At 55.9% G+C, this 20,661-nt stretch carries 20 protein-coding genes and 3 pseudogenes; 12 read left to right on the top strand and 11 right to left on the bottom strand.

The features are described from left to right. Nucleotides 1–11: 11 nt before the first annotated feature. Nucleotides 12–245: a hypothetical protein gene (locus A7D21_RS19565; RefSeq protein WP_069552449.1), complete on the top strand. Its 234-nt coding sequence runs from the start codon at nucleotides 12–14 to the stop codon at nucleotides 243–245. Further along, nucleotides 245–1,000 carry a Gp138 family membrane-puncturing spike protein gene (locus tag A7D21_RS19560; protein ID WP_069552448.1) on the top strand — a complete coding sequence of 252 codons (756 nt, stop codon included), beginning with the start codon at nucleotides 245–247 and terminating at the stop codon, nucleotides 998–1,000. Before A7D21_RS19565 ends, A7D21_RS19560 begins: the two co-directional genes overlap by 1 nt. A 35-nt stretch (nucleotides 1,001–1,035) precedes the next feature. Here A7D21_RS19560 and A7D21_RS19555 read toward each other — a convergent pair whose 3' ends face one another. Both A7D21_RS19555 and A7D21_RS19550 read right to left on the bottom strand, forming a co-directional pair. Then, nucleotides 1,036–1,374, bottom strand: a complete 339-nt coding sequence (locus A7D21_RS19555; RefSeq protein ID WP_069552447.1) for a hypothetical protein — start codon at nucleotides 1,372–1,374, stop codon at nucleotides 1,036–1,038. Nucleotides 1,375–1,508: 134 nt separating this feature from the next. Next, nucleotides 1,509–2,435 carry an FRG domain-containing protein gene (locus A7D21_RS19550; protein ID WP_083272213.1) on the bottom strand — a complete coding sequence of 309 codons (927 nt, stop codon included), beginning with the start codon at nucleotides 2,433–2,435 and terminating at the stop codon, nucleotides 1,509–1,511. A gap of 243 nt (nucleotides 2,436–2,678) precedes the next feature. Here A7D21_RS19550 and A7D21_RS19545 point away from each other — a divergent pair, with 243 nt between their 5' ends. Both A7D21_RS19545 and A7D21_RS19540 read left to right on the top strand, forming a co-directional pair. After that, nucleotides 2,679–3,224, top strand: a complete 546-nt coding sequence (locus A7D21_RS19545; RefSeq protein WP_069552445.1) for a hypothetical protein — start codon at nucleotides 2,679–2,681, stop codon at nucleotides 3,222–3,224. Nucleotides 3,225–4,474: 1,250 nt separating this feature from the next. Next, entirely contained in the window at nucleotides 4,475–5,176 is a 702-nt protein-coding gene (locus A7D21_RS19540) for a recombinase family protein (protein WP_069552444.1), read from the top strand. Between the two features lie 170 nt (nucleotides 5,177–5,346). On the opposite strand, the gene A7D21_RS19535 is transcribed toward A7D21_RS19540, so the two are convergent. Then, nucleotides 5,347–6,132 carry a hypothetical protein gene (locus tag A7D21_RS19535; protein ID WP_069552443.1) on the bottom strand — a complete coding sequence of 262 codons (786 nt, stop codon included), beginning with the start codon at nucleotides 6,130–6,132 and terminating at the stop codon, nucleotides 5,347–5,349. 1,052 nt (nucleotides 6,133–7,184) lie between these two features. Here A7D21_RS19535 and A7D21_RS19525 point away from each other — a divergent pair. Beyond that, nucleotides 7,185–7,568, top strand: coding sequence for a hypothetical protein (locus A7D21_RS19525; RefSeq protein WP_069552441.1), 384 nt, complete (start codon nucleotides 7,185–7,187; stop codon nucleotides 7,566–7,568). 642 nt (nucleotides 7,569–8,210) lie between these two features. Next, entirely contained in the window at nucleotides 8,211–8,507 is a 297-nt protein-coding gene (locus tag A7D21_RS19515) for a hypothetical protein (RefSeq protein WP_069552439.1), read from the top strand. Between the two features lie 95 nt (nucleotides 8,508–8,602). On the opposite strand, the pseudogene A7D21_RS19510 reads toward A7D21_RS19515, so the two are convergent. The 7 genes and pseudogenes from A7D21_RS19510 to A7D21_RS19485 form a co-directional block, all read right to left on the bottom strand. Then, nucleotides 8,603–9,355, bottom strand: a pseudogene (locus A7D21_RS19510) (alpha/beta fold hydrolase); the annotation flags it as partial. Between the two features lie 123 nt (nucleotides 9,356–9,478). Next, entirely contained in the window at nucleotides 9,479–9,919 is a 441-nt protein-coding gene (locus A7D21_RS19505) for a YqaA family protein (protein ID WP_069552438.1), read from the bottom strand. A 3-nt stretch (nucleotides 9,920–9,922) separates the two neighbouring features. Next, nucleotides 9,923–10,369, bottom strand: coding sequence for a DUF411 domain-containing protein (locus tag A7D21_RS19500; RefSeq protein WP_053255873.1), 447 nt, complete (start codon nucleotides 10,367–10,369; stop codon nucleotides 9,923–9,925). Nucleotides 10,370–10,451: 82 nt separating this feature from the next. After that, nucleotides 10,452–10,910, bottom strand: coding sequence for an SRPBCC family protein (locus tag A7D21_RS19495; protein ID WP_053255874.1), 459 nt, complete (start codon nucleotides 10,908–10,910; stop codon nucleotides 10,452–10,454). A 94-nt stretch (nucleotides 10,911–11,004) separates the two neighbouring features. After that, nucleotides 11,005–11,523, bottom strand: a pseudogene (locus tag A7D21_RS36655) (methyl-accepting chemotaxis protein); the annotation flags it as partial. A gap of 342 nt (nucleotides 11,524–11,865) precedes the next feature. Beyond that, nucleotides 11,866–12,999: pseudogene (locus A7D21_RS36650) on the bottom strand (cache and HAMP domain-containing protein); the annotation flags it as partial. A gap of 143 nt (nucleotides 13,000–13,142) precedes the next feature. Further along, entirely contained in the window at nucleotides 13,143–14,138 is a 996-nt protein-coding gene (locus A7D21_RS19485; protein ID WP_069552437.1) for an aldo/keto reductase, read from the bottom strand. A gap of 117 nt (nucleotides 14,139–14,255) precedes the next feature. Between A7D21_RS19485 and A7D21_RS19480 the strand changes: the two genes are divergently transcribed. Further along, nucleotides 14,256–15,188: a LysR family transcriptional regulator gene (locus A7D21_RS19480; protein ID WP_069552436.1), complete on the top strand. Its 933-nt coding sequence runs from the start codon at nucleotides 14,256–14,258 to the stop codon at nucleotides 15,186–15,188. Between the two features lie 28 nt (nucleotides 15,189–15,216). On the opposite strand, the gene A7D21_RS19475 is transcribed toward A7D21_RS19480, so the two are convergent. Next, on the bottom strand, nucleotides 15,217–16,122 hold the full coding sequence (locus A7D21_RS19475; RefSeq protein ID WP_069552435.1) for an AraC family transcriptional regulator: 906 nt from the start codon (nucleotides 16,120–16,122) through the stop codon (nucleotides 15,217–15,219). 102 nt (nucleotides 16,123–16,224) lie between these two features. Here A7D21_RS19475 and A7D21_RS19470 point away from each other — a divergent pair, with 102 nt between their 5' ends. Genes A7D21_RS19470 through A7D21_RS19450 form a run of 5 tightly spaced genes read left to right on the top strand, consistent with a single transcriptional unit; the run spans nucleotide 16,225 to nucleotide 20,640 of the window. Beyond that, entirely contained in the window at nucleotides 16,225–16,785 is a 561-nt protein-coding gene (locus A7D21_RS19470; RefSeq protein ID WP_053255879.1) for a carboxymuconolactone decarboxylase family protein, read from the top strand. 40 nt (nucleotides 16,786–16,825) lie between these two features. Beyond that, nucleotides 16,826–17,887, top strand: a complete 1,062-nt coding sequence (locus A7D21_RS19465; protein WP_069552434.1) for an acyl-CoA dehydrogenase family protein — start codon at nucleotides 16,826–16,828, stop codon at nucleotides 17,885–17,887. Beyond that, nucleotides 17,884–18,687 (top strand): ABC transporter ATP-binding protein, encoded by an 804-nt coding sequence (locus A7D21_RS19460; protein ID WP_069552433.1) that lies wholly within the window; start codon nucleotides 17,884–17,886, stop codon nucleotides 18,685–18,687. The genes A7D21_RS19465 and A7D21_RS19460 overlap by 4 nt, the downstream gene beginning before the upstream one ends. Then, nucleotides 18,674–19,873 carry an ABC transporter substrate-binding protein gene (locus A7D21_RS19455; protein ID WP_069552432.1) on the top strand — a complete coding sequence of 400 codons (1,200 nt, stop codon included), beginning with the start codon at nucleotides 18,674–18,676 and terminating at the stop codon, nucleotides 19,871–19,873. The genes A7D21_RS19460 and A7D21_RS19455 overlap by 14 nt, the downstream gene beginning before the upstream one ends. Before the next feature lie 17 nt (nucleotides 19,874–19,890). Further along, complete coding sequence (locus tag A7D21_RS19450) at nucleotides 19,891–20,640, top strand: ABC transporter permease (RefSeq protein WP_171902623.1); 750 nt, start codon at nucleotides 19,891–19,893, stop codon at nucleotides 20,638–20,640. Nucleotides 20,641–20,661 lie beyond the last annotated feature (21 nt).

Genomic DNA, 20,661 nt, shown 5'->3' with positions numbered 1-20,661 from the left:
GAGAATCAAACATGTTCCCAGTAATAATTGAGGGTATCACATACCCATCCCATTTTAAAACTCAAGCAGAGGCTGAGGCTGCTGCTGATGAGTTCCTTCAAGAGCAAGACGTTTACGACACTTCCAAAGTGTTCCGTGCAAAGACAGATAATGGTGGAGTCTACTTTGTTCTACAAGACAACAAAGGGAATGCTCTCCCTCTTCCTGAGATTCCGCTCCCAGTACGTCTAAGCAAGGTGGCTTAATGTTCAACATCACCTATCCAAATGCCTCCTATATCGACGTTATCAAAACAGAGATTCATAACCACAACGACAACGCTAGAACAGGCTTTCCCGCTGTTGTAGTTGGCGTCAATAACACAGCTGTTCCATCCGTGACAGTGAAGTCTTTGATTCAACGCTACACCGACGACGGGGAAAACATGGATGACTTGCACATTCTCAATGTCCCTATTGCCCATACCAGAACTCACAATAGCGCGATTCTGTTTCCGGTAAAGGTTGGCGACGAAGGTTGGTGCGACGTTGCTGACAACAGCCTTGATAACTTCAAGATTGCTTCAAACTCCAATCCTACCAAAGTAGCTAACAACAGAATGAAAGATGAGATGGACGCTGTATTCTTTCCGGGGTTAGCTCCACCGGGTGTTATCGCTCAGCAGTTCCAGAGCTTGAAGCTCCCAAGAGATGCGAATGATCTAACCATCATCCACAACACAGGGACTGGTGCAGAAGTAAACTTCACTCTCAAAGCAGACGGCAACGTTGAAATCAACTCACAGTTCACAGTGAAAGTCATTGCTAAAGACATTGAGCTGAACGCAAGCAACAGTGTCTCTATCAATGCCTCTTCTCTGAAAGTGAATGTTGCCAATACAACATGGACAGGCAACACCACTATCAGCGGAACATGGACATTCAACGGGATTCCATTTGATACACATAAACACGCTGGAGTTACACCGGGTAATGGTGTATCTGGATTGCCAACTGCTTGAAGCCCGGCGGCGCTTATCGCCGGGCTTCTCCTAGTTTAAACTTTAGATGGATAGAGTTCCCTAGCAAAACAACCATACTCGCCGTTTCTCTTTTCGATGACGCGGCTGATGAATTCCTGATTGCCTATTTGAGCAATGTAGGAAATCTCTTTTAGCTTGAGTTTTTTAGCGGCTTCATAAAAAATATCTCTGATTTTTACTTTTGCCTCTTTGCGTGAACTTGCAATGCCGTCGTTAAGTTCTGGGAACGTAATTGTCCAAACGGTATCAACGTCTTTGGTTTTTTTCCATCCCTTTTCACTCAAAAAAGCATAGAACTTCGTTCGTTCGTCTTCTGATTTTATGAGGTCGAGGGTTAGTAGCACTCTAATCATCCGTTGCATCCTTTCTTAGTGTGGCTCAATTAACCGCTAGGTACGGTGTCACCAAGACATGGGGGCTGGATAGTGGCTTTTCAATGGCTCGACTGAAATTTCATGGCTTGGTGCCAAACTCGGCTCCTTGGTGCTCAGTGGAAGTCAGGATCATCGTCATAACTTTCAGCGTTACATTCGTCTTGAAGTGACCTAGACGGTCTAACACCTACTTCAACGTTTGCCCAATCCCTTACACTCTTCGCCACGCCATGAAAACCGGGAAACAATGTTGAGCCATCAACCCCAAATCGTGAGCACAGATTCAATAAGTCTGGGGCTTCACTGACAGGCAAAGTTATCTTGACGAGTGGATTATGAGCACCAGTCACCTTGTAAATCTCTTCCACTTCCTCTAGAGCTTCCACTTGGTAGAAGTCGTTAAAGCTGTATTCCTTTACATTGTGCGTGGTAAACAAACCTGACTGAGCTGCCTGATTCTTGCTTGTGCCGCCCGGTGTCCTAATTACCTTCACGGTCGTCCAATGTTTGGCATAAGTTGTATCAAGTGCCCAGATGGCGATACGTGCAGTTCGAGTATCAATCTCAAAGTTAGCTGATGACGCGGCAAAGTAACACGCAACAAAAGCTCTCTCTGTCCAATCTAATAGGCGAGTAGGCACATCGTAGTGTTGTGCAACAGCCATGATTTCGTAAAGGTCGGGAGAGGGCCAAGGAATGTGAGGGCTTAGGAATGAGTCCAGCCCATCGTGGAACACGCTTTTCAGTTGTTCTGTGTAACCCGGAACGATCAACCCAGACCTGTCACAGCCGTCTAAAAACCTCTTGAGAATGTCCAGCTCCAACGACACTTGCCCAGAACTTGAGGCGTCAAACATCCTTCTTGGTGAACCGTAGGCGAATGATCCAGCCCCACGCCGACATACAGACGGGGTGAGTTTGTACCTGTCGCTCGGTTGACCTCTGAAAATGTAGCGGCCTATATCCCATACTGGATTGAGAGGCGTCACGTAGTCGAACAACTGGCGAGCCGTGCTGAAAGGTATTTCGAGAGGTGTCATCGTTCCTTGGCCCCAGTTCCATTGGTCGTTCCTCAGTGTACTGGCGATTTGGCGGCGTCTTCAATGGCTAGCCTGTTGGTTTGTTCGCTACAGTATTAGTATACACCGCGTCAACATGTTTCGATTGACGTGATGGCAATCTGCGAGTATAATCCGTCCTCGCCAATACCGGCGATCAACACCAACCCGGCGAACACGCCGAAGGAAGTGACCCACATACCGAACTGACTACAGGAGAACCCTATGCAATCTGCTACGCCCTTCGTTTTACACCTCGCACCCGGCACTACTGCTGCCAACCAAGATTTCGACAACACCCAAGATAAGCCCAAGGCCAAGCGCGGCCCCAAGCCCAAAGTGAAGCCCAATCCTCAAGCACACCTCATCCGTATGGCTATGGCTAATGGACTGTCGTTCATTGATGACGCTGTGATGGCTGGTCTTTATATCGCTGTCGGTGATAGTGGCGGTAAGTTGAATGTGCGTCCCCGTGATGTGCGTAAGGTTATCTGCTTCAACGTCATTTCCACTGCTGAGCTGGTGGCAAAGTTTCGCGCACTGACAGGTGATCCCATTTGCGAGCGTACAGCCCGCTACCTTGCTGCTGCTGCACGTCTAGCCATTGGCGGGATAGAACGACACTTCCACCGTAACCCGGCCTTGGTGAAGCGCCTACAGGCGCAGTGTGACCGCGCCCAGCGTGATGACGGGGGTTGGCCCGACCTTGACGATGTGGCCGCTTCCTACTCGCTTGCACAGTGGGAATGGCAAGAATTCAACGCTGCTTGAATTACGGCAGGATATAAGAAGAGCTAATCAAAGGCGGATCATAGGTTTGCTAGAATATCAAAGTTTAAATTGAGTTCGCACCTAAAAGCCTGTTCCCTGAACGTCAGTTCAGAGTGGTATATCACTTCAAGTGTTCTTGCCTGATGTGGTTCCCACACAACAAATAATAAAAACAAGAACATCAAAGGATAATTACTCTGTGTCGTTCCGACACGGGTTTACTCTTTGTCATCCTGACAGGCTTTCTGCACTATCCATGAGCGGTTAGCTCATTTAGTAGTTGGTTGTTATGTTTCTTGTTTGACTGGTTTATCACTGTGTCTCACGACACAATGCGTCTAAGCTTCTGAGCGAACGTTCAGAGAGTAATACTACTGTTAAAACTATCCATCAGGCAGGCTGTAGCAATATCGTTAGCTTGCTATCTATTATCTGTTAGAGTATTCCTTTCTGTGGATACCACCTCGTGAGTGTGAATATCTTGATGGGAGTGTGTTTGAGAGGTTTGTTAGCTTGGTGTCGTATTGCCAGTGCTGGTGACACTTGAGGGTAGTTTCACTTTGTGCTGTGTTGTTAAGCAGGATCATTTTGCACATGCAAGAGATTTTTGCACAAAAGTGAAAAATAATCGAAGAAGTCACCACGGATTCACATCCTAGCGCACGTGTCAACCACATTCTGTGCAAACTCTCTCTCAGACGCCGTAAGGTGTTCTGAAATAGTGTCCACTAAAAATGTGTCTCACTCGGCTGGAAGCCCCGGTTTATAAGGCTCTCAGTCCAGAGCGGTTGTGACAAACTCTCAATGATATAACCCCTGAACGGACGTTCAGAGAGTCACAGCCCCATGCCCCGAGGCATAAGCAGTATTCCCCTTCATCTCCAATGAACAGATAAACCATTGAGCCTATGGCGGCTCCAGCGGGTACGCTGATTGGCTGGTGATGGATATGTTAGGTGTTTGTATTGGATTACCTCTCAAGTGGTAATCCTCTTGATGCGAGAGCATGAAGGTCCACACACCCTAAGGGACACTCACATTAAGGTGTGTCCAGTCAAGAGGATTCCCAACAAACACACAACAAATAGAACACAAACAATTAATCCTGTTGACATAAGATCGTAGGTGTGAGCCGACACACTGTGTAATCTTTCTTTGTCATTTCTGGTAATGGTTGTTCATACATTTGTCATGTGTGTTTGTGATGTGTAGAATGACAACTACACACAGAGTGAACAGGAATACAGACAATGAACGTTGTGGCTTACATCAGGGTTTCTACCAAAGGTCAAGGCGAGAGTGGGCTAGGTCTTGAGGCTCAACGTTCGTACATTGAAACAGCAGCCAAGCAAAATGGCTGGACTGTGGTAGCTGAATTCTCTGAAACAATCTCTGGTACAACACCACCCCTAGAACGTCCTGAGTGCTCCAAGGCGATTGCACAGGGTTTGCCCTTGGTGGTGGCTAAGCTTGATCGTTTGTCACGGGACGTTGAGCACATAGCCAGCCTGATGAAGCGTGTTGACTTCAAGGTGGCAACCATGCCGCAAGCTGACAAGTTTCAACTGCACTTGTTTGCAGCACTGGCAGAACAGGAGCGTGCATTCATTAGCCAACGTACAAAGGACGCCCTCAAGGCTCTACAGGAGCGTGCAGACAGTGGCTGTGAAGAGAGCTTAGCCAAAGTGGAACGCCGCTCACAGGCTCTCTCTAAAGGCCGTGCAAAGGGCAACGCTGACAACATGAATGCCATCAAGGCTGAAAAGATTGATGCTCACCGTGAAGGCATAGCCCCTCATGTAATGGCGTGTCTCTACCAAGGCTGTAACACACTTCAGTCTCTCGCTGACTGTCTGAACAGTAAGGGTAAACACACCTCACGTGGTGGCCTTTGGACTCCCACAACAGTGCGTCGTCTTATGTTAAGCCTCAACGTCACCTTCAAGAAGTAAACAGCTTGGGCAGGCTCTCAGGGGCACTCAGGTTTATTTTAGAATTAAGAACGATTCCCATTTTGGTCGTCGTTTGTTGCTTGATACCCCTCGCTTGAAACCGGCTTTTCCAACACCCACAGCGCCCATCACAACCCCTCCAGCTTATATTTCCTGACGAAATTCCGAGTTTAACTTCCTTGCGGCCTCTTTTTACGGCGGGGCGGGGGATTTCGAGAATTTCTCTCTTCATCGCTTAGATACGTTACTGCTCCGAAGTACCTTTTACTAATCCTGTCTACATCGATTTTCCCGATGATTGAGTCAAGGACATCAGCTTCGTCGGGGTCCCAGCTAGTGAACTTATAAACTATGTAGACAGAGTGCTTCTCTAGGCCTCCAGTCGCCCGATTTTGGTAGAAATCTTCCCAGTTCGGCCCACTGAAATAACTTGGTTGAAGAGTTTCCTGATTTGTACTTGGATCAAGCCGGACCTGAAACTTTGATCTGATCAATTTTGCGGATGCTGCGTAAATCGTTCGCATGCTTTCGCTTTGTATACGATTTGCTAGCTCTCCTGCGGTTAGTATTAGTCTCGCAGAATCGAGCCAACCTATCTTAGTGTCGTTTATTTTGCCAGTTATAGGATCATCAAGCTTTCTCAAAGCTTCTTCTAGGCATTGAAGAGCCTGTCGGTTGTATACCTCGTCATCCCTAGCTTGCTCATCTCGTCTGATGGCAGCGAGTTGCTCTTTAATGCCTTTGCTTTGAAGGTTTATAGTCGCAACTACGGCAGCGAAGCCAAATATAGAGATAATGGTGGAAAGCACGCCGCCAAAGTAGTCCCCAAATACTCCCCAGTTAGCAGGGTTCGTACTGAATGGCGAATTACCGAATGTGTAAGCCCACGGTGCGATCGCAATCAGGATGCTCACAACAACTGCTACTGAAATCCCTATTATCCACTTCCTGTCCATACGCTTCGCTTTTCTCTATGTTGGGCTTTGCTGCTTATGATACTGACGTTCGGTGGAGTCATCCACATGCTGCTGAAAGCTGTCGGCTGGACGCGATTAAGACACTGACGGCCCAAGGGCGAGTCTTCTATTTGGTGTATAAGGGCTAATAATCAGGGGGATGCTGTGATGTCTGAGATTTTCACATGGAAGAACTGCATGGCCGATGTTTACACATATCGGTATGGGTCGATTGCAAAGGATTTCTTAACACTTGTTGTAAATCCTTCGCTAGATGCTCTTGATGCTCAGGTAGCAGAGTGGGACAAATCAGATGATCCGGTTTCCCACTTCATGACTTCTGACCTCAGTGAGTTGATCTTCAAAACACGTATGACGTTCTGTCTATCAATCCAGTCTCTCTGGGAGCAGCAGATACGAACCTACCTAGCAGGTTGCCAGCAGGAGTTGGGCATAAATCCGTTCCCCGTATCCAATCGCCGGGGTGCGAACTCTGTTCACACTGTGTATTGGGGTGATGAACTGAATACAGTGTTTGAAAGGTTGCGGGATATCACTCTCCCTTCATTCGCATCATTTGAGTCACTTGATCTTCTTATGTTGGTAGGCAATGTGTGTCGTCATGGTGATGGCAACTCTAGTGCAAGACTGTGGGGTGTTCGCCATGATCTTGGCCTATGTACCACGATCCTGATAACACGTTCTTACACTCGACGTTGGCAGACCAAGCGCCTTCAGTGCAGTCAATGCAAATCCCTAGAGAGATGTTAGAGGACTTTGTAGACAAGATTTGTCTTTTCTGGGAAGACACCAACTACATCTATGAAGAGAGTATCGAACGAAAGCACCCGTCCCTTGAGGCTAGGTTGGTTGTCAGACGTGCTGAACGTGCACATGGCATTCGGCATAAAGGGTTCACCACTCCCGTCTCTACAGCGCCCGAAGGTTGATGTGAGTGTGCTGCCGAGGGTTTCGATTTGTGCGTGTGCAATTTTGTGTGTTACAGTCGGCTCACACAACATCCGGGTGTGACACTCACAGGAGCTTCTACGATGGCACAGGCAAAATCCCCAGAAGTAAAGGCAAAGATCATTGCAGAATGGCGTAAGGCTGAAGCCAATAAAGAGTCACGCAAGAGCTTTCACGAGCGTATCAAGGGTACAGAGCTTGAAATCACCTATGGCGGGCTTGATCGTTGGTTAAAGCCAAAGTCCTCAAAGAGTATTGGTAGCACAGCGACACATACACCAGCACAGACGGAATCACCTAGAATCGTCACAGCCTCTACGCTTGATGAGGTAGAAGCATCGTACAAGAAGAGTATTGAAACCCTCATTACCAACCTTGAAGAGCAGGAGCAGCACCTACAGGTTGAGCTTGACCGGGTGAAGACTGACCTTATCAAAGCACGTGACAAGCTCACTAAGTTTGATTGATGTAGGAGATTACTGTGTTTTCGTTTCTTGTTTCTATGTGCATAGCTAGCACTGGCGAATGCCTGCCAATGACTAAATCAGGTGGTGACTTTCCAACATACAAGGAGTGCATTGACCAAGCGGCAGAGGATGCGCGTAACACAATGCCGGGTAGTGAAGTGTTTCACATGGTGGGGCCGTGTGTGCCCTCAGAGCAGGCACAACGCATTGAAGACATACATATTCCCAAGACTAAACGATAGCTCTGTAATACGCTTGCCAGAAGCCCGCCATGAGCGGGTTTTCTCGTTTTTGTAACCTGTGTTTTGTCTGTTCTGTGTTCTTATCTTGTTGACATGTTGTGTGTGTCGCTTTACCTTTCGTGTGTGTCGCAAGGCACTGCACGACGTAGTGCCAGACATGAAAGGAGGTACTATGGATGAACTCCACAATGTCTACATTCAGAAGGGATATGATTCAAACGTTTATGAGATGTACAGCTTTAAAACCTTCAACACAGCCGCAACATTGAGGAATTGTGCGTCTAGGTTTGGACTGACGGCTTTTATCATCACTGTTGAAGCTAGTCAGCAACTAACACACTACGTGCAAAGATGTGAATGCTGTGAACCTGTTTTCTAGGACAACCAAGGAGTGGTGTAGATGGGATTCTTTTATGTTGTGTTTAGTTTTTGTGTTTCAGCAACAGGATATGAAAACTATTGTCAGCAAGAAAAGTTGATAGACACACAGTATCTTGGGTTGGTTAGCTGCTACACAGGCGTCAGTTCGATTGAAAGGAAAACCACAGAGCAAATTTTGCAGGACGCAAAGAAGAACAACGTGAAAGACCCGAAGATAGAAGTTAAGACCCGGTGCGTAACCAGTGCTGAGTCTGAAACCTTCTTGAAGCAGTGGGGGCCATCAGCATTGGTCATCACTGGTAAGAAATACGAGTAGGGCCAACCGCCCATATCCCCGCAACACCCCGCTACACGTTGAACGTCCCGCCCCATACGGATAAGCTCCGTCATTCATCCCCACATTGCCGATTTTTGTGTGAAGATCATGTCGTAAATCAACGCCGAGTTCCAGGCGACCTGGGTATGCCCCGGCCCCTTATTCAAGCCGGCGAGCATCTCCACCCAGCGCTCGTATTCAGGCTTCCAGCGCCCGACGTAATAGGTGTTGAGCTCATATTGGCGAATGCCGTCGGCACTGAGTTTAAGCTCGCGCGCATACCATTGGTCGACGCTGCGGTAGGGCACGCCCAGGGCTTTCCAGTCTTCCAGGCCGATGGGGTTAACGAGCCCCAGTTGCTCGGTTTGCGCCGGATAGAGCAGCGCGTAACGGGTGGCGAGCATGCCACCGGTGGAGTGGCCGACGAGGGTGGCCTTTTGAATGCCGAGATGTTCAAGCAGTTGGTGGGTGTTGATCGCCAATTGCTGGAAACTGTATTGGTAATGATCCGGCTTGCTGGAGGTGCAAAAGCCGATCTGGTCCGGCGCAATCACCCGATAACCGTCGGCGCTGAGGGCTTTTATCGACGCGTCCCAGGTGGCCGCACAGAAGTTTTTGCCGTGCATCAACACCACCGTGCGCCCGTTGGCCTTGCCCTCGGCGGGCACATCCATGTAACCCATCTGCAACGGTTTGCCTTGGGACTCGAAGGTGAAGTGTTCGACCGGGTAGGGGTATTGAAACCCTTGCAGTTCAGGGCCGTAGGCGGGACTTTCGCTGGCCGCGAAGGCGGGAAGGGCGCTGCCCAGCAGCAGGCCGGCAGCGCACAGTGAACGGATCAGCGTCATGGGTCAGGCTCCGAAAACAACAGTGTCCGGATGCTGTGGCGAGGGGATTAAGCGAGGATTAACGCAGCGCAGCGAGATAGGCCGGCGCTGCGCCAGCGATCCGTCAGAGGCATTCAAGCCGGGTTATGCGGCTGCCAGGTGGTTCACCGTCAGCAGGGCCAGCACGCTGTAGCGGGCGCCTTTTGCAACGGTAACCAACAGCAGGAAGCGCCAGAAGGGCTCGCGCATGACCCCGGCCACCAGGGTCAGCGGGTCACCGATGATAGGCACCCAACTGAGCAACAACGACCAATGCCCCCAGCGCTGGTAATGCACGCGGGCCTTTTCCAGGTGCCGTGGGCTGACCGGAAACCAGCGCCGCGTCTGGAAGCGCTCAACCGAGCGCCCCAGCCACCAATTGACCACCGAGCCGAGTACATTGCCGGCGGTGGCGATGCACAGCAGCCCCCACACACTGTAATGCCCGCTGATCAAGAGGCCCACCAGCACCGCCTCCGATTGCATTGGCAGCAGCGTGGCTGCACCGAAGGCGGCGAAAAATAGCCCCAGGTAACCGGCGAGCATCAATCAACGGGCCGGGTAGTCGGCCACCACCACGTCTTGACCTTCCCGGGTCAGGCCGATGACTTGATAGGCATCGCTCATGCCGTCCATTTCCATGCCCGGCGAACCCATGGGCATGCCTGGCGCGGCAATCCCCAGCAAGTCGTCGCGCTTGCGCAGGGCCAGTACCTGCTCGGCGGGCACGTGGCCTTCGACGAACTTGCCGTCGATCACCGCGGTATGGCACGAGCCCAGGCGCGGCGCTACGCCCAGGCGCTGCTTGACGGCGCTCATGTCGGCTTCCACATGGTCATTGACCTTGAACCCGTTGCTTTCCAGGTGGCTGATCCACTTCTTGCAGCAGCCGCAGTTGGCGTCGCGATGGACGTCAATGGCAATCAGGTCGGCGGCCTGCGCCAGGGTGGTGGTGAACAGGGCTGAAAGCAGGGCCAGGCGCAAGGTGGTTTTCATGGGATGTCTCACTGAATGCAGGGCAATAAGCCGGGCATTCTCCCTGCTTTTTCCAGCAGGACGCGGTTGTAATGTTTCAAAATTATACGAAGGCAGTGTTTTCCAACCGATGTTTGAGCTGGTCCAGCGCAATGGCTGACAGGGCGACCATGCGTTCATGCAAGGTGGCAAGCTGCAACTCGGTCTCGTAGGTCAACACGCGCTTGAACCGGGTGCCGCCGCTGTCAGCCTGTAAGACATAGTGAATGGTGCCGTCGACGGCCAGGGAGGTGAAGACGGTTTTGAATTCACTGGGGCGGCAGGCTACCTGCACGCGATAACTCATGGGGACGCGCACGCCGAGCAAGTCGATGATTTCGCTAAAGCGCGCGCCGACCGCAAGCGAACCGGTGGTGCCGGTGTCGGCACTGAGGGAAGAGGGGTGCCATTCGTGCCAGCGATCAGGCTGGGTCACATAGTCGTAGACGACCTCGGGAGGCGCCTGAATAAAGCATTCCTGACTGATCTGTTCTAAGCGGACCGAAGGCTCAGCAGCGTGCATGACACACCTCCTGTGTGGCGAGTATTGGCACCCTATCGCAGCTGTCAGAATAGTCCGACTCCCGCGCTTTGCACGGGAGTACTGAGGCAATTGATCAACGGACTTTAAAGCGACTCATCAGCGCAATCACCCGGCCATTCGCATTCAACAGGCTTTGCGTATTGGTTTCAGTGGCATGGCCGCTTTCCACCAACTCGTCGACCATATGTCGGATCTGCACCATGCTGCGGTTGATCTCCTCGGTCACCGCGCTTTGCTGCTCGGCGGCCGTGGCGATCTGGGTGCTGAGGTTGTTGATATGGCTGACCGACCCCGCCATTTCGTCAAGCCCGGTGTTGACCCGCGCCGTAGCATCCGCCGCCGATTGGCAACTGGCCTGGGTGTTTTCCATGGCGGCCACCGACGAACTTACCCCGGTCGTCAGGCGTGCCAGCATCTCGTTGATCTGTGAGGTGCTGGCCTGGGTACGCGCGGCCAGCGCCCGGACCTCGTCGGCCACCACCGCAAAACCGCGGCCTTGCTCGCCGGCGCGGGCAGCCTCAATCGCGGCGTTGAGTGCCAACAGGTTGGTCTGGCCGGCAATCGCGCCGATGACGCCAAGGGTTTCGGTGATACGCGCAGCATCCTGGCGCATGTTTTCAACGGTGTGGGTCGCGCTGGCGACTTCGCCGATCAGGGCACTGACGCTGCTGGACGCTTCGCCGACAACCACGCGAGAGCGGTCGGCGTGCTCGTTGGCGCGCTGGGTGAACGAGGCGGTTTCCGCCGCGTTTTGCGCAACGGTGTCGGCGGTCGAGCTCATTTCGGTGATGGCGGTGACGGTCTGGTCGGTCTCCGAGGCGTGGCGTACCAGGATCTGGTTGGTGTGCGCCGAGGTTTTTTGCAGTTGCTCAAGGCCCGAAGACATGGCCCCCGTGGCCTGGGTGACTTCACCAATCATGTTCTGCAAGTAGACGATAAAGTGGTTCACCGAGTGGCCGATGGCGCCCAGTTCATCTTCGGCACGAATGGTAATGCGGCGCGTCAGGTCGGCATCGCCGGCAGACAGCGCGTCGATATTGGTTTTCAGCGTCTTCATGCGCTGCACCAGTTGGCGGATTGCAAAGAACGCCAGCAGCACCAGCAGGAGCACCATGGGAATTTGCAGCATGGCCAGGCTGCCGAGCACGTCATCGCGCTGGGCCGTGATCAGCGCCGTCGGCAAGGCGGTGGCGAGGAACCAAGGGGTGCCTTCGATCGCCCGCAGGTAGAAGGTGCTGGCCACGCCCTGGTTGTCGAACTCAGCGCGTTGAAGCCCCTGGTCGCGATGAGCGAGGGCTTTGCTGACCTGAGCGGCAAACGCCGAGGTGCCGGCCAGTTCGCTGATGTTTTTCAACACCACCGGGCTGTTGATGCGTGAACTGTTGCTGATGATCTTGCCGTCGCCTTCAACGATCAGCATCTGCCCACCGATGTCTTTCTCTTTGTTGGCCACCAGGTCATTGAAGAACCCCAGTGTCACGTCGATGGTGGCGACGCCATAGGCAGCGCCGTCACGCTGGATCGCCATGGCGCAATTGGTGCGCGGCTCCTGGCTGGCATCGTCTTTATAGGCGGCGGCCCAGGCGCATTGCCCGCGCGGCGAGGCGAGGCCGCCTTTGTACCAGCTCTGGTCGTAGTAATTAGGCGCGGCGTCGCTGTTCCAGAAGGTATTGACGGCCAGCTTGCCCGAAGCATCGCGGTGCCAGAACGTGCTGTGCTTGTTACGCCCTGGCGTACGTTGGTTAGGCAGCGGCCAGATGCCGCCGCCGAATACTTTCAGCTCGCCATACTGGTCCACCAGGCCGGGCAGGACTTTGTCGATGGCATCGCTGTCGAGCAGAGGGATGGTTTGGGTGATGCTGCGTTGCTGGGCCTGGACCTTGTTCAGCTCGCCCTTGATCTGTTCGGCCACCTCAGCGACGCGGTTGAGCACCACCTGCTCTTCAGTTAGCCGTAGCTTGGGGGCCACCAACTGGCCGATACCCACCACCGTCAGCACCAATAGCACCAGGACGAACAGCACCAGAAACAGGGTATAGCGGGTTTGAATGGAGCGAATTGGGGGCATGAGGTCGTCCTTACGAAGCGTTTATTATCGACGCGGCTTTGTTAGAGCTTCATCGGGCTATCGGCTTGGTAAGACGGACCTTTAGGTACCATGGTGCAAGAAAAATCGGGCGCCCCCACACGCGGGCGCCCGGGTCACGCCGGCTACTGATTCACCAGGCTCATCGAGGCTTCGCTGTAGCGCAAACCTGCCGTCGCGCCGGCGGGGAAGATCGACGTCAGCGCTGCCGATTCGGCAGGGCTCAAGACGATGTCGACGGCCGCCACGTTCTCTTCCAGGTACTTGCGCTGTTTGGTGCCCGGGATCGGGATCAGGTAATCGCCTTGGGCGAGTACCCAGGCCAATGCCAATTGCCCGGCCGTAACGCCTTTTTCGGCGGCCAGCGCCCGCACCTTATCCACCAGCAACAGGTTTTTTGCGAAGTTCTCGCCCTGGAACCTTGGGCTGGAGCGGCGATAGTCGTCGGCCGCGAAGTCCTCCGGGCTTTTCAAGGTGCCAGTGAGAAAGCCGCGCCCCAGTGGGCTGTAGGGTACAAAGGCGATGCCCAGACGCTCGCACGCCTCCAGGCAACCGTTGTCTTCCTGGTCACGGCTCCACAGCGAGTATTCACTTTGCAAGGCGCTGATCGGGTGCACCTTGTGGGCACGTTCCAGGCTGGCGGCCGAGGTTTCACTCAGGCCCAGGTAACGCACCTTGCCTTGCTTGACCAACTCGGCCATGGCCCCGACGCTTTCTTCGATGGCTACCTCGGGGTCCACGCGATGCTGGTAGTAAAGGTCCAGGGTGTCTACGCCCAGGCGCTTCAAGGTGCCGTCAATCGCCGTGCGGATGTACTCAGGGCGACCATTCACACCGCGTGCCGCGGGGTTTGCCGGGTCGCGCACAAAGCCGAACTTGCTGGCCAGGAACACCTGATCGCGTTTGCCGGCGATGGCTTTGCCGATCAGTTCTTCATTGGTGCAGGGGCCATACATGTCGGCGGTGTCCAGCAAGGTGACGCCCAGCTCAAGGGCGCGGTGCAGGGTCGCAAGCGCTTCCTGGGTATCACTGCCGGTGGTGTAGAAATCGGTCATGCCCATGCAGCCGAGGCCGATGGCGGAGACGTGAGGGCCATTCTTGCCAAGTTGACGAGTGTGCATCGGGGGAGCTCCTTGATGGGAAAGGCCCATTGTTCTCCTCGACAACTCAGGGATAAAGCGGCTAAAACCGCTATCACTATTATGATTTTCTAAATAATCCCTGGAGTTTACCCAGCTTTGGACCGATTTAACGCCATGCGCGTCTTCACCCGAATCGTTGAGTTGGGCGGCTTCGCCAAGGCCGCCGACAGCCTGCAACTGCCGCGTGCCTCGGTGACGATCATGATCAAACAACTGGAGGCACACCTCGGCGTGCAGTTGTTGCAGCGCACCACCCGGCAAGTCAATCCGACCCCGGACGGCGCGGCGTATTACCAGCGCTGTGTGCAGTTGCTGACGGACCTTGAAGAAACCGAGGCGGTGTTTTCAAACCGCCGTCAGAACCCGCGCGGTACGTTAAGCATCGACATGCCATCCGGTATCGGCCGGCTTATCGTGATCCCCGCGTTGCCGACGTTTACCGCGTGCTACCCGCAGATCGAACTGGAAATCGGCCTTAACGACCGCCCGGTGGACCTGATCCGTGAAGGTGTGGATTGCGTGCTGCGCGGTGGCCTGGCACTGGACGAGTCGCTGGTGGCGCGGCCCCTGGCGGTGATGGATCAGCTCACGCTGGCCAGCCCCGATTACCTTGCGCGCATGGGCGTGCCCGCGAGCCTGGACGATCTGGCCCATCACCAGATGGTCGAATACGTTTCCAGTGCCAGTGGTAAACGCTTCGGCCTGGAGTTTCAGGTTGGCAGCGAGTTGCGCGTGGTCAACCTGGCGAAGGTCGTCGCAGTCAACAGTTCCGACGCGTATTTCGCTGCGTGCGAAGCCGGGTATGGCCTGATCCAGGCTCCCCACTATCACGCCATGCAGCAACTGGCCAAGGGCACGCTGGTGCCGGTGCTGCCACAGCTGCCAGTACCCACCATGGCACTCACCGCGCTGTACCCGCCGCACCGCCAGTTGTCGCAACGGGTGCGGGTATTCGTGGATTGGTTGGTCGAGCTGTGTAGTCAGCCCGGCACCGGCCTGCAGCGCCAGGATCAGACAAGCCAGCAGTGACGTTGCGGCCGGGCAATGGCTTGCAACGCTAGGCCTGAGCCTTGCGATAGGCCCCCGGTTGTTGCCCGGTTACTTTGTGGAATGCGCGGGTAAACGCGGCCACCGACTGGTAGCCGACCGCCAGCGCGACCTCTGCCACCGTCTGGTCTTGCTTGAACAGCTGGCACGCATGGCGCATGCGCATCATCAACAGCACCTGGCCGGGCGAGCGGCCGCACAACTCGTTAAACCGTTTGAAAAACGCCGAGCGCGACAGCCCGGTACAGGCCGCCATGCTTTCCAGGATCCAGGCCTCAGCCGGGCGAGCGATAAGCTGTTCCAGCAAGTGCGCAAATGCCGGCTGCCGGCCCAATGCCGCCAGGCCGCCGAGGGCGGTGTTGTCGAGTACTTGCTGGCGCAGCACATACAGAAACAACAAGTGGCAAAGACGTTCAAGCAACGCCGAGGAAGGCGCGGGCGTGCGCTGGCATTCTTGCAGGATCAGGTCGAACAGGTTGCGCGCGGCGGTCAACGAGGGGTCGCCGGCACGCAGGATGATCCAGGCGGGGAGGGTGTCGACAATCATCGCCGACAGGCCGGAATGGAAGTGGAAGAAACCGCAGACCAGCCCGACGCCATCGCTGGCCTCGTTATCCAGCGCCAGCATCGCACGGCGTGGAGATTCCTGCGCGCCCTGCGCCGTGGCTTCGCCGGACAGCCGATATTCAAGGTCGCGCAGCAGAAACAGCGCATCGCCATTGTTCAAGTGCTGGGGGGCGGATTCTCCGTCGATATGCAGCCAGCACTGGCCTTGCACAATCAAGTGGAAACTCGCGCTGGCCAGGCCATGGGTGCTTGCATGCCAGTCGCCGCAATAGCGCCCGACGTGGAACAGACTGGTGTTGAGCTCAAGGCTGTCTAATAACCAATCGACGAGAGCACTGGACGAATTCATCTAACGTAAAGACTCAAGAGCAAGTAATCGCTACTTTAGCCTATTGAGGGGATTTTTTATAACCAACAGACTGGAGCCATCAACCCATGAGGAGACCACTCCATGTCCCGCGTACCGTTGCTGACCCCTGAAACCGCACCTGAAGCGGCCAAGCCGTTCCTGGAAAACGCCCTCAAGGGCTCGGGTTTCATCCCCAACCTGCTCGCCGTCTTGGCCAATGCACCGGCCGCGCTGGAAACCTATATCACGGTGTCCGGCCTCAACGCCAAGTCTGAACTGAGCCTGGCCGACCGCGAAGTGGTGCAACTGATTGCCGCCACCACCCACGGCTGCGATTTCTGCGTCGCCGGCCACACAGCCGTTGCCCGCAACAAAGCCAAGCTGCCGGAAGACGTCATTGATGCGTTGCGCCAGCGCGGTGAATTGCCCAATGCCCGGTATGAGACACTCGCCGCCTTCACCCGTGAAGTGATCGCCACCCGCGGCGATGTCAGCGATGCCGGCTTCGAGGCATTCCGTGCCGCCGGTTATTCCGATGGCCAGGCACTGGAAGTTATTTTGGGGGTGAGCCTGGCAACGTTGTGCAACTTCGCTAACGTGTTTGCCCGTACCCCGTTGAACCCGGAGTTGGCGCAATACCGTTGGGAAAAACCGGCAAGCTGAATAGGCGATGGTCCACCTGCAGTAACAAGGAGAAACACGAATGCTTGACCCAATCTTGAGCCGTTGGCTCGATGTTCAAGCGCAGGCCCTGGATGTGGGCAGTTGCGATCCACAGGAAGTGCTGCCACGGCTGGCAGACGCGAATGTATTACGTATCGGCGTGCCGAAAGCACTCGGCGGGCTGGGCGGCGATGTAACCGGTGCGGTGGACGCCATCGCCAATGTCGCCAGCCATTCCCTGGCGGCCGCATTTGTCTTTTGGGGCCAGCGATCCTTTATCGAGTATTTGCTGCAGAGCCCGAATGAGCGGCTGCGCGAGCAGCTGCTGCCGGACTTGCTCAGCGGCAAACTGGCCGGCGCCACGGGGCTGTCGAATGCAATGAAGTTTCTCTCGGGGATCGAGGCGCTGCAAATCAGCGCCGAGCCGAACGACCACGGCTGGACCCTCAACGGTCGCCTGCACTGGGTGACCAACCTGCGCAAGAACGGGTTTGTTGCGGCGGCGGCGATCGAGCAGGTCGGTGGCGGCGCGCCGTTTATCCTGGCGATCCCCGATTCGGTGGCGGGGTTGCAGCGTTCCCGCGACCTGGAGCTGATGGGGCTGCAATCGAGCAACACGGCGGCACTGGGGCTGGAAGGCGTCGAGCTGAGCCGTGACTGGTTGCTGCATGAAGACGCGCGCAAATTTTTGCCGGCAGTACGCCCGGCGTTCCTGGGCTTGCAATGTGGCATGTCCATCGGCCTGGCGCGCCGTTCGCTGGCGGAAGTGGCCAACCACCTGGGCGCGAGCCGCACGGTGTTGCGTGATGAGTTGGAGGCCTTGCGGGTAACGCTGGACCATCTGGTCACCGAGTTGAAAAAGGGGTTGCTGGCCGGACGGTTTGCGGCAGAGCCGGTGCCGCTGTTCAAACTGCGTATTGCCCTGGCAGAAACAGCCGCCAGCGCCGTGCAACTTGAACTGCAGGCGAGCGGCGGCAAGGCGTACCTCACCGCACACGGCAGCGGCTTTGCCCGGCGCTGGCGCGAGTCGGCCTTTGTGCCGATTGTCACGCCAAGCCTGGTGCAACTGCGCACCGAGTTGCAGCGACAGGCCAATCTATGACACCGATGGTATTGAGTGCTCAGGGGATTTGCCTGGGCTACGCCAGCGGGCCGGTGCTGCAAGGGTTCGACTTGCAATTGCGGCCTGGCGAAGTGGTGTCGATCCTCGGGCCCAGTGGCGTCGGAAAATCCAGCCTGTTGCGCGTACTGGCCGGTTTGCAGACGCCCCAGGGCGGCACAGTGCAGGTGCTGGGCGAGCCGTTGAACGGGCCGCACCCAAGGGTCGCGGTAGCCTTTCAGGACCCCAGCCTGTTGCCTTGGTTGAGTCTGGAAAAGAACGTCGCCTTCGGCCTGGATTTCGCCCGCCAACCGCAGCTGAGTCCCGAAGAGCGCCGCCGCCGCGTCGACCACGCTATCGCGGCGGTCGGGCTGCACCCTGCGCGTCAGCAGTTCCCCGCGCAGTTGTCTGGTGGCATGGCCCAGCGCACGGCGTTGGCCCGCTGCCTGGCACGGCAACCGCAAGTGTTGCTGCTGGATGAACCCTTCGGCGCACTCGATGAAGTCACCCGCGCCGACATGCAGCACCTGTTGCTCAAGGTCAACCGCGAGCAAGGTTCGGCGGCGGTGCTGATTACCCATGATATTGATGAGGCGTTGCTGCTTTCCGACCGCATCCTGCTACTGGGTAACCGCCCGGCGCGGACCCTGGGCGAATGGCACATCGACCTGCCGCAACCGCGCGAGGAACAGGTGGAGGCCATCGGCGCACTGCGTATCGAGATTCTGAAAACCTTACGGCAGGCGAGCCGCCCTCAACCCAACCCTCTTGAACAACCGGAGTTCTCACATGTGTCTGGATGACCTCACTCACTCGCGCCGTGACTTTCTCAAACTGTCCGCCGTGCTCAGTGCCGCCGGTGCCATGCCGCTGCTGAGCAGCCTGCACGCCCGCGCCGCCAGCGAGCCGGATGCGCCGGTGCGGATCGGCTACTTGCCGATCACCGATGCGACACCGCTGCTGGTTGCGCACAACAACGGCCTGTTCGAAGCCGAGGGCATCAAGGCCGAGCGCCCTGTGCTGTTGCGCAGTTGGGCCCAGGTGATCGAGGCGTTTATTTCCGGGCAGGTCAACGTGATTCACCTGCTCTCGCCGATGACAGTGTGGGCACGCTACGGCAGCAAAGTCCCGGCAAAAGTGGTGGCCTGGAACCACGTCGGCGGCTCCGGCTTGACCGTGTCGCCAGGCATTACCGAGGTGAAGCAACTGGGCGGCAAGTCGGTGGCGATTCCATTCTGGTATTCGATTCACAACGTGGTGGTGCAGCAGTTGTTCCGCGACAACGGCCTGACGCCCGTGGCACGTGCTGCCGGTACTGAGATTGCGGCCAATGAAGTCAACCTGATCGTGCTGCCGCCTTCCGACATGCCGCCGGCCCTGGCCAGCAAACGCATCGATGGCTATATCGTCGCCGAGCCGTTCAACGCGCTGGCGGAAAACCTCAAGGTCGGGCGTGTGCAACGATTTACCGGTGACGTCTGGCGCAACCATGCGTGCTGCGTGGTGTTCATGCACGAGCATGACCTGACCAACCGCCCGGAATGGTCGCAGAAGGTGGTGAATGCCATCGTCAAGGCCCAGGTGTGGACGCGTGATAACCGCGAAGAGGCGGTGAAACTGCTGTCCAAGGACGGACCGAACCGCTACACCCCGCATGCTGAACCAGTATTGAGCAAAGTCCTCGCGCCGGCGGCTGCCGACCGCGCCGCTTACCTCGCCGACGGCGCGATCCAGCACGCCAACTGGGATGAGCACCGCATCGACTTCCAACCTTATCCGTTCCCCAGCTACACCGAGGAACTGGTGCGGCGCTTGAAGGACACGTTGATCGAAGGCGACAAGCGCTTTCTCGCCGATCTGGACCCGGCCTTCGTGGCCAAAGACCTGGTCGACGACCGTTTTGTCCGTCAGGCGATCGAGTCGGTGGGCGGCATGCAGACCTTCGGCCTGCCGGACGGTTACGAGCGGCACGAGGAGATTGGCGTTTGAACAACGGCAAAACCGTCATATGGCCTGGCTGGTTGCTCGGAGTAAGCGGCCTGGCAGGTTTGCTGGTGCTGTGGTGGCTGGGGGTAAAGGTGTTTGGCGCGGCCGATGGCCTGTCGGCACGTTTCTCGCTGGCGGCGACCTTGAGCAGCCTGTGGGAATTGCTTGGGCGCGGTGAGCTCTATCTGCACATCGCGGTTAGCCTCAAGCGAATTTTCGTCGGGTTGTTTCTCGCGTTACTGGTGGGGGTGCCACTGGGCTTGCTGGTGGGCAGCTCGCGCAACCTGGAGGCGGCCACCACGCCGGCCTTTCAGTTTCTGCGAATGATCTCGCCGCTGTCCTGGATGCCTATCGTGGTGATGTTGATGGGCGTGGGTGACTCACCTATTTACTTCCTGCTGGCGTTTGCCGCTGTGTGGCCGATCATGCTCAATACGGCCGCGGGCGTGCGGCAGTTGGACCCGCGGTGGCTGCAGTTGAGTCAAAGCCTGAGTGCGACGCGCTGGGAAACCTTGCGGCGGGTGATTATTCCCGGCGTAGTGGGGCATGTGCTGACCGGCGTGCGCCTGGCCATCGGCATTCTGTGGATTGTGTTGGTGCCGTGCGAAATGCTCGGGGTCAGTGCCGGGTTGGGGTATTACATTCTCGACACGCGTGATCGCCTGGCCTATTCGGAGTTGATGGCGATGGTGCTGTTGATCGGGCTATTGGGGTTTGCCCTGGATGCGTTTGCGCGGTGGCTGCACCAGCGATGGGTGCACGCCGGCTGAACGGCAAGGGTCTCGCTTTGC

The organism is Pseudomonas sp. AP19 (genome assembly GCF_001728855.1).
In the GTDB taxonomy this organism is placed as follows: Bacteria; Pseudomonadota; Gammaproteobacteria; order Pseudomonadales; family Pseudomonadaceae; genus Aquipseudomonas; species Aquipseudomonas fluorescens.
Note: the sequence above shows the minus strand (reverse complement) of the source record. Positions and strands in the feature narration are given on the sequence as shown.

Excerpts from the sequence above, each read along its gene's own strand:
- A7D21_RS19545 (WP_069552445.1), top strand. The coding sequence starts at position 2,679 with ATGCAATCTGCTACGCCCTTCGTTTTACACCTCGCACCCGGCACTACT.
- A7D21_RS19475 (WP_069552435.1), bottom strand. The coding sequence starts at position 16,122 with ATGAATTCGTCCAGTGCTCTCGTCGATTGGTTATTAGACAGCCTTGAG.
- A7D21_RS19505 (WP_069552438.1), bottom strand. The coding sequence starts at position 9,919 with ATGCTCGCCGGTTACCTGGGGCTATTTTTCGCCGCCTTCGGTGCAGCC.
- A7D21_RS19470 (WP_053255879.1), top strand. The coding sequence starts at position 16,225 with ATGTCCCGCGTACCGTTGCTGACCCCTGAAACCGCACCTGAAGCGGCC.
- A7D21_RS19560 (WP_069552448.1), top strand. The coding sequence starts at position 245 with ATGTTCAACATCACCTATCCAAATGCCTCCTATATCGACGTTATCAAA.
- A7D21_RS19495 (WP_053255874.1), bottom strand. The coding sequence starts at position 10,910 with ATGCACGCTGCTGAGCCTTCGGTCCGCTTAGAACAGATCAGTCAGGAA.
- A7D21_RS19500 (WP_053255873.1), bottom strand. The coding sequence starts at position 10,369 with ATGAAAACCACCTTGCGCCTGGCCCTGCTTTCAGCCCTGTTCACCACC.
- A7D21_RS19465 (WP_069552434.1), top strand. The coding sequence starts at position 16,826 with ATGCTTGACCCAATCTTGAGCCGTTGGCTCGATGTTCAAGCGCAGGCC.
- A7D21_RS19555 (WP_069552447.1), bottom strand. The coding sequence starts at position 1,374 with ATGATTAGAGTGCTACTAACCCTCGACCTCATAAAATCAGAAGACGAA.
- A7D21_RS19535 (WP_069552443.1), bottom strand. The coding sequence starts at position 6,132 with ATGGACAGGAAGTGGATAATAGGGATTTCAGTAGCAGTTGTTGTGAGC.
- A7D21_RS19550 (WP_083272213.1), bottom strand. The coding sequence starts at position 2,435 with ATGACACCTCTCGAAATACCTTTCAGCACGGCTCGCCAGTTGTTCGAC.
- A7D21_RS19565 (WP_069552449.1), top strand. The coding sequence starts at position 12 with ATGTTCCCAGTAATAATTGAGGGTATCACATACCCATCCCATTTTAAA.
- A7D21_RS19485 (WP_069552437.1), bottom strand. The coding sequence starts at position 14,138 with ATGCACACTCGTCAACTTGGCAAGAATGGCCCTCACGTCTCCGCCATC.
- A7D21_RS19515 (WP_069552439.1), top strand. The coding sequence starts at position 8,211 with ATGGGATTCTTTTATGTTGTGTTTAGTTTTTGTGTTTCAGCAACAGGA.
- A7D21_RS19460 (WP_069552433.1), top strand. The coding sequence starts at position 17,884 with ATGACACCGATGGTATTGAGTGCTCAGGGGATTTGCCTGGGCTACGCC.
- A7D21_RS19455 (WP_069552432.1), top strand. The coding sequence starts at position 18,674 with ATGTGTCTGGATGACCTCACTCACTCGCGCCGTGACTTTCTCAAACTG.
- A7D21_RS19540 (WP_069552444.1), top strand. The coding sequence starts at position 4,475 with ATGAACGTTGTGGCTTACATCAGGGTTTCTACCAAAGGTCAAGGCGAG.
- A7D21_RS19525 (WP_069552441.1), top strand. The coding sequence starts at position 7,185 with ATGGCACAGGCAAAATCCCCAGAAGTAAAGGCAAAGATCATTGCAGAA.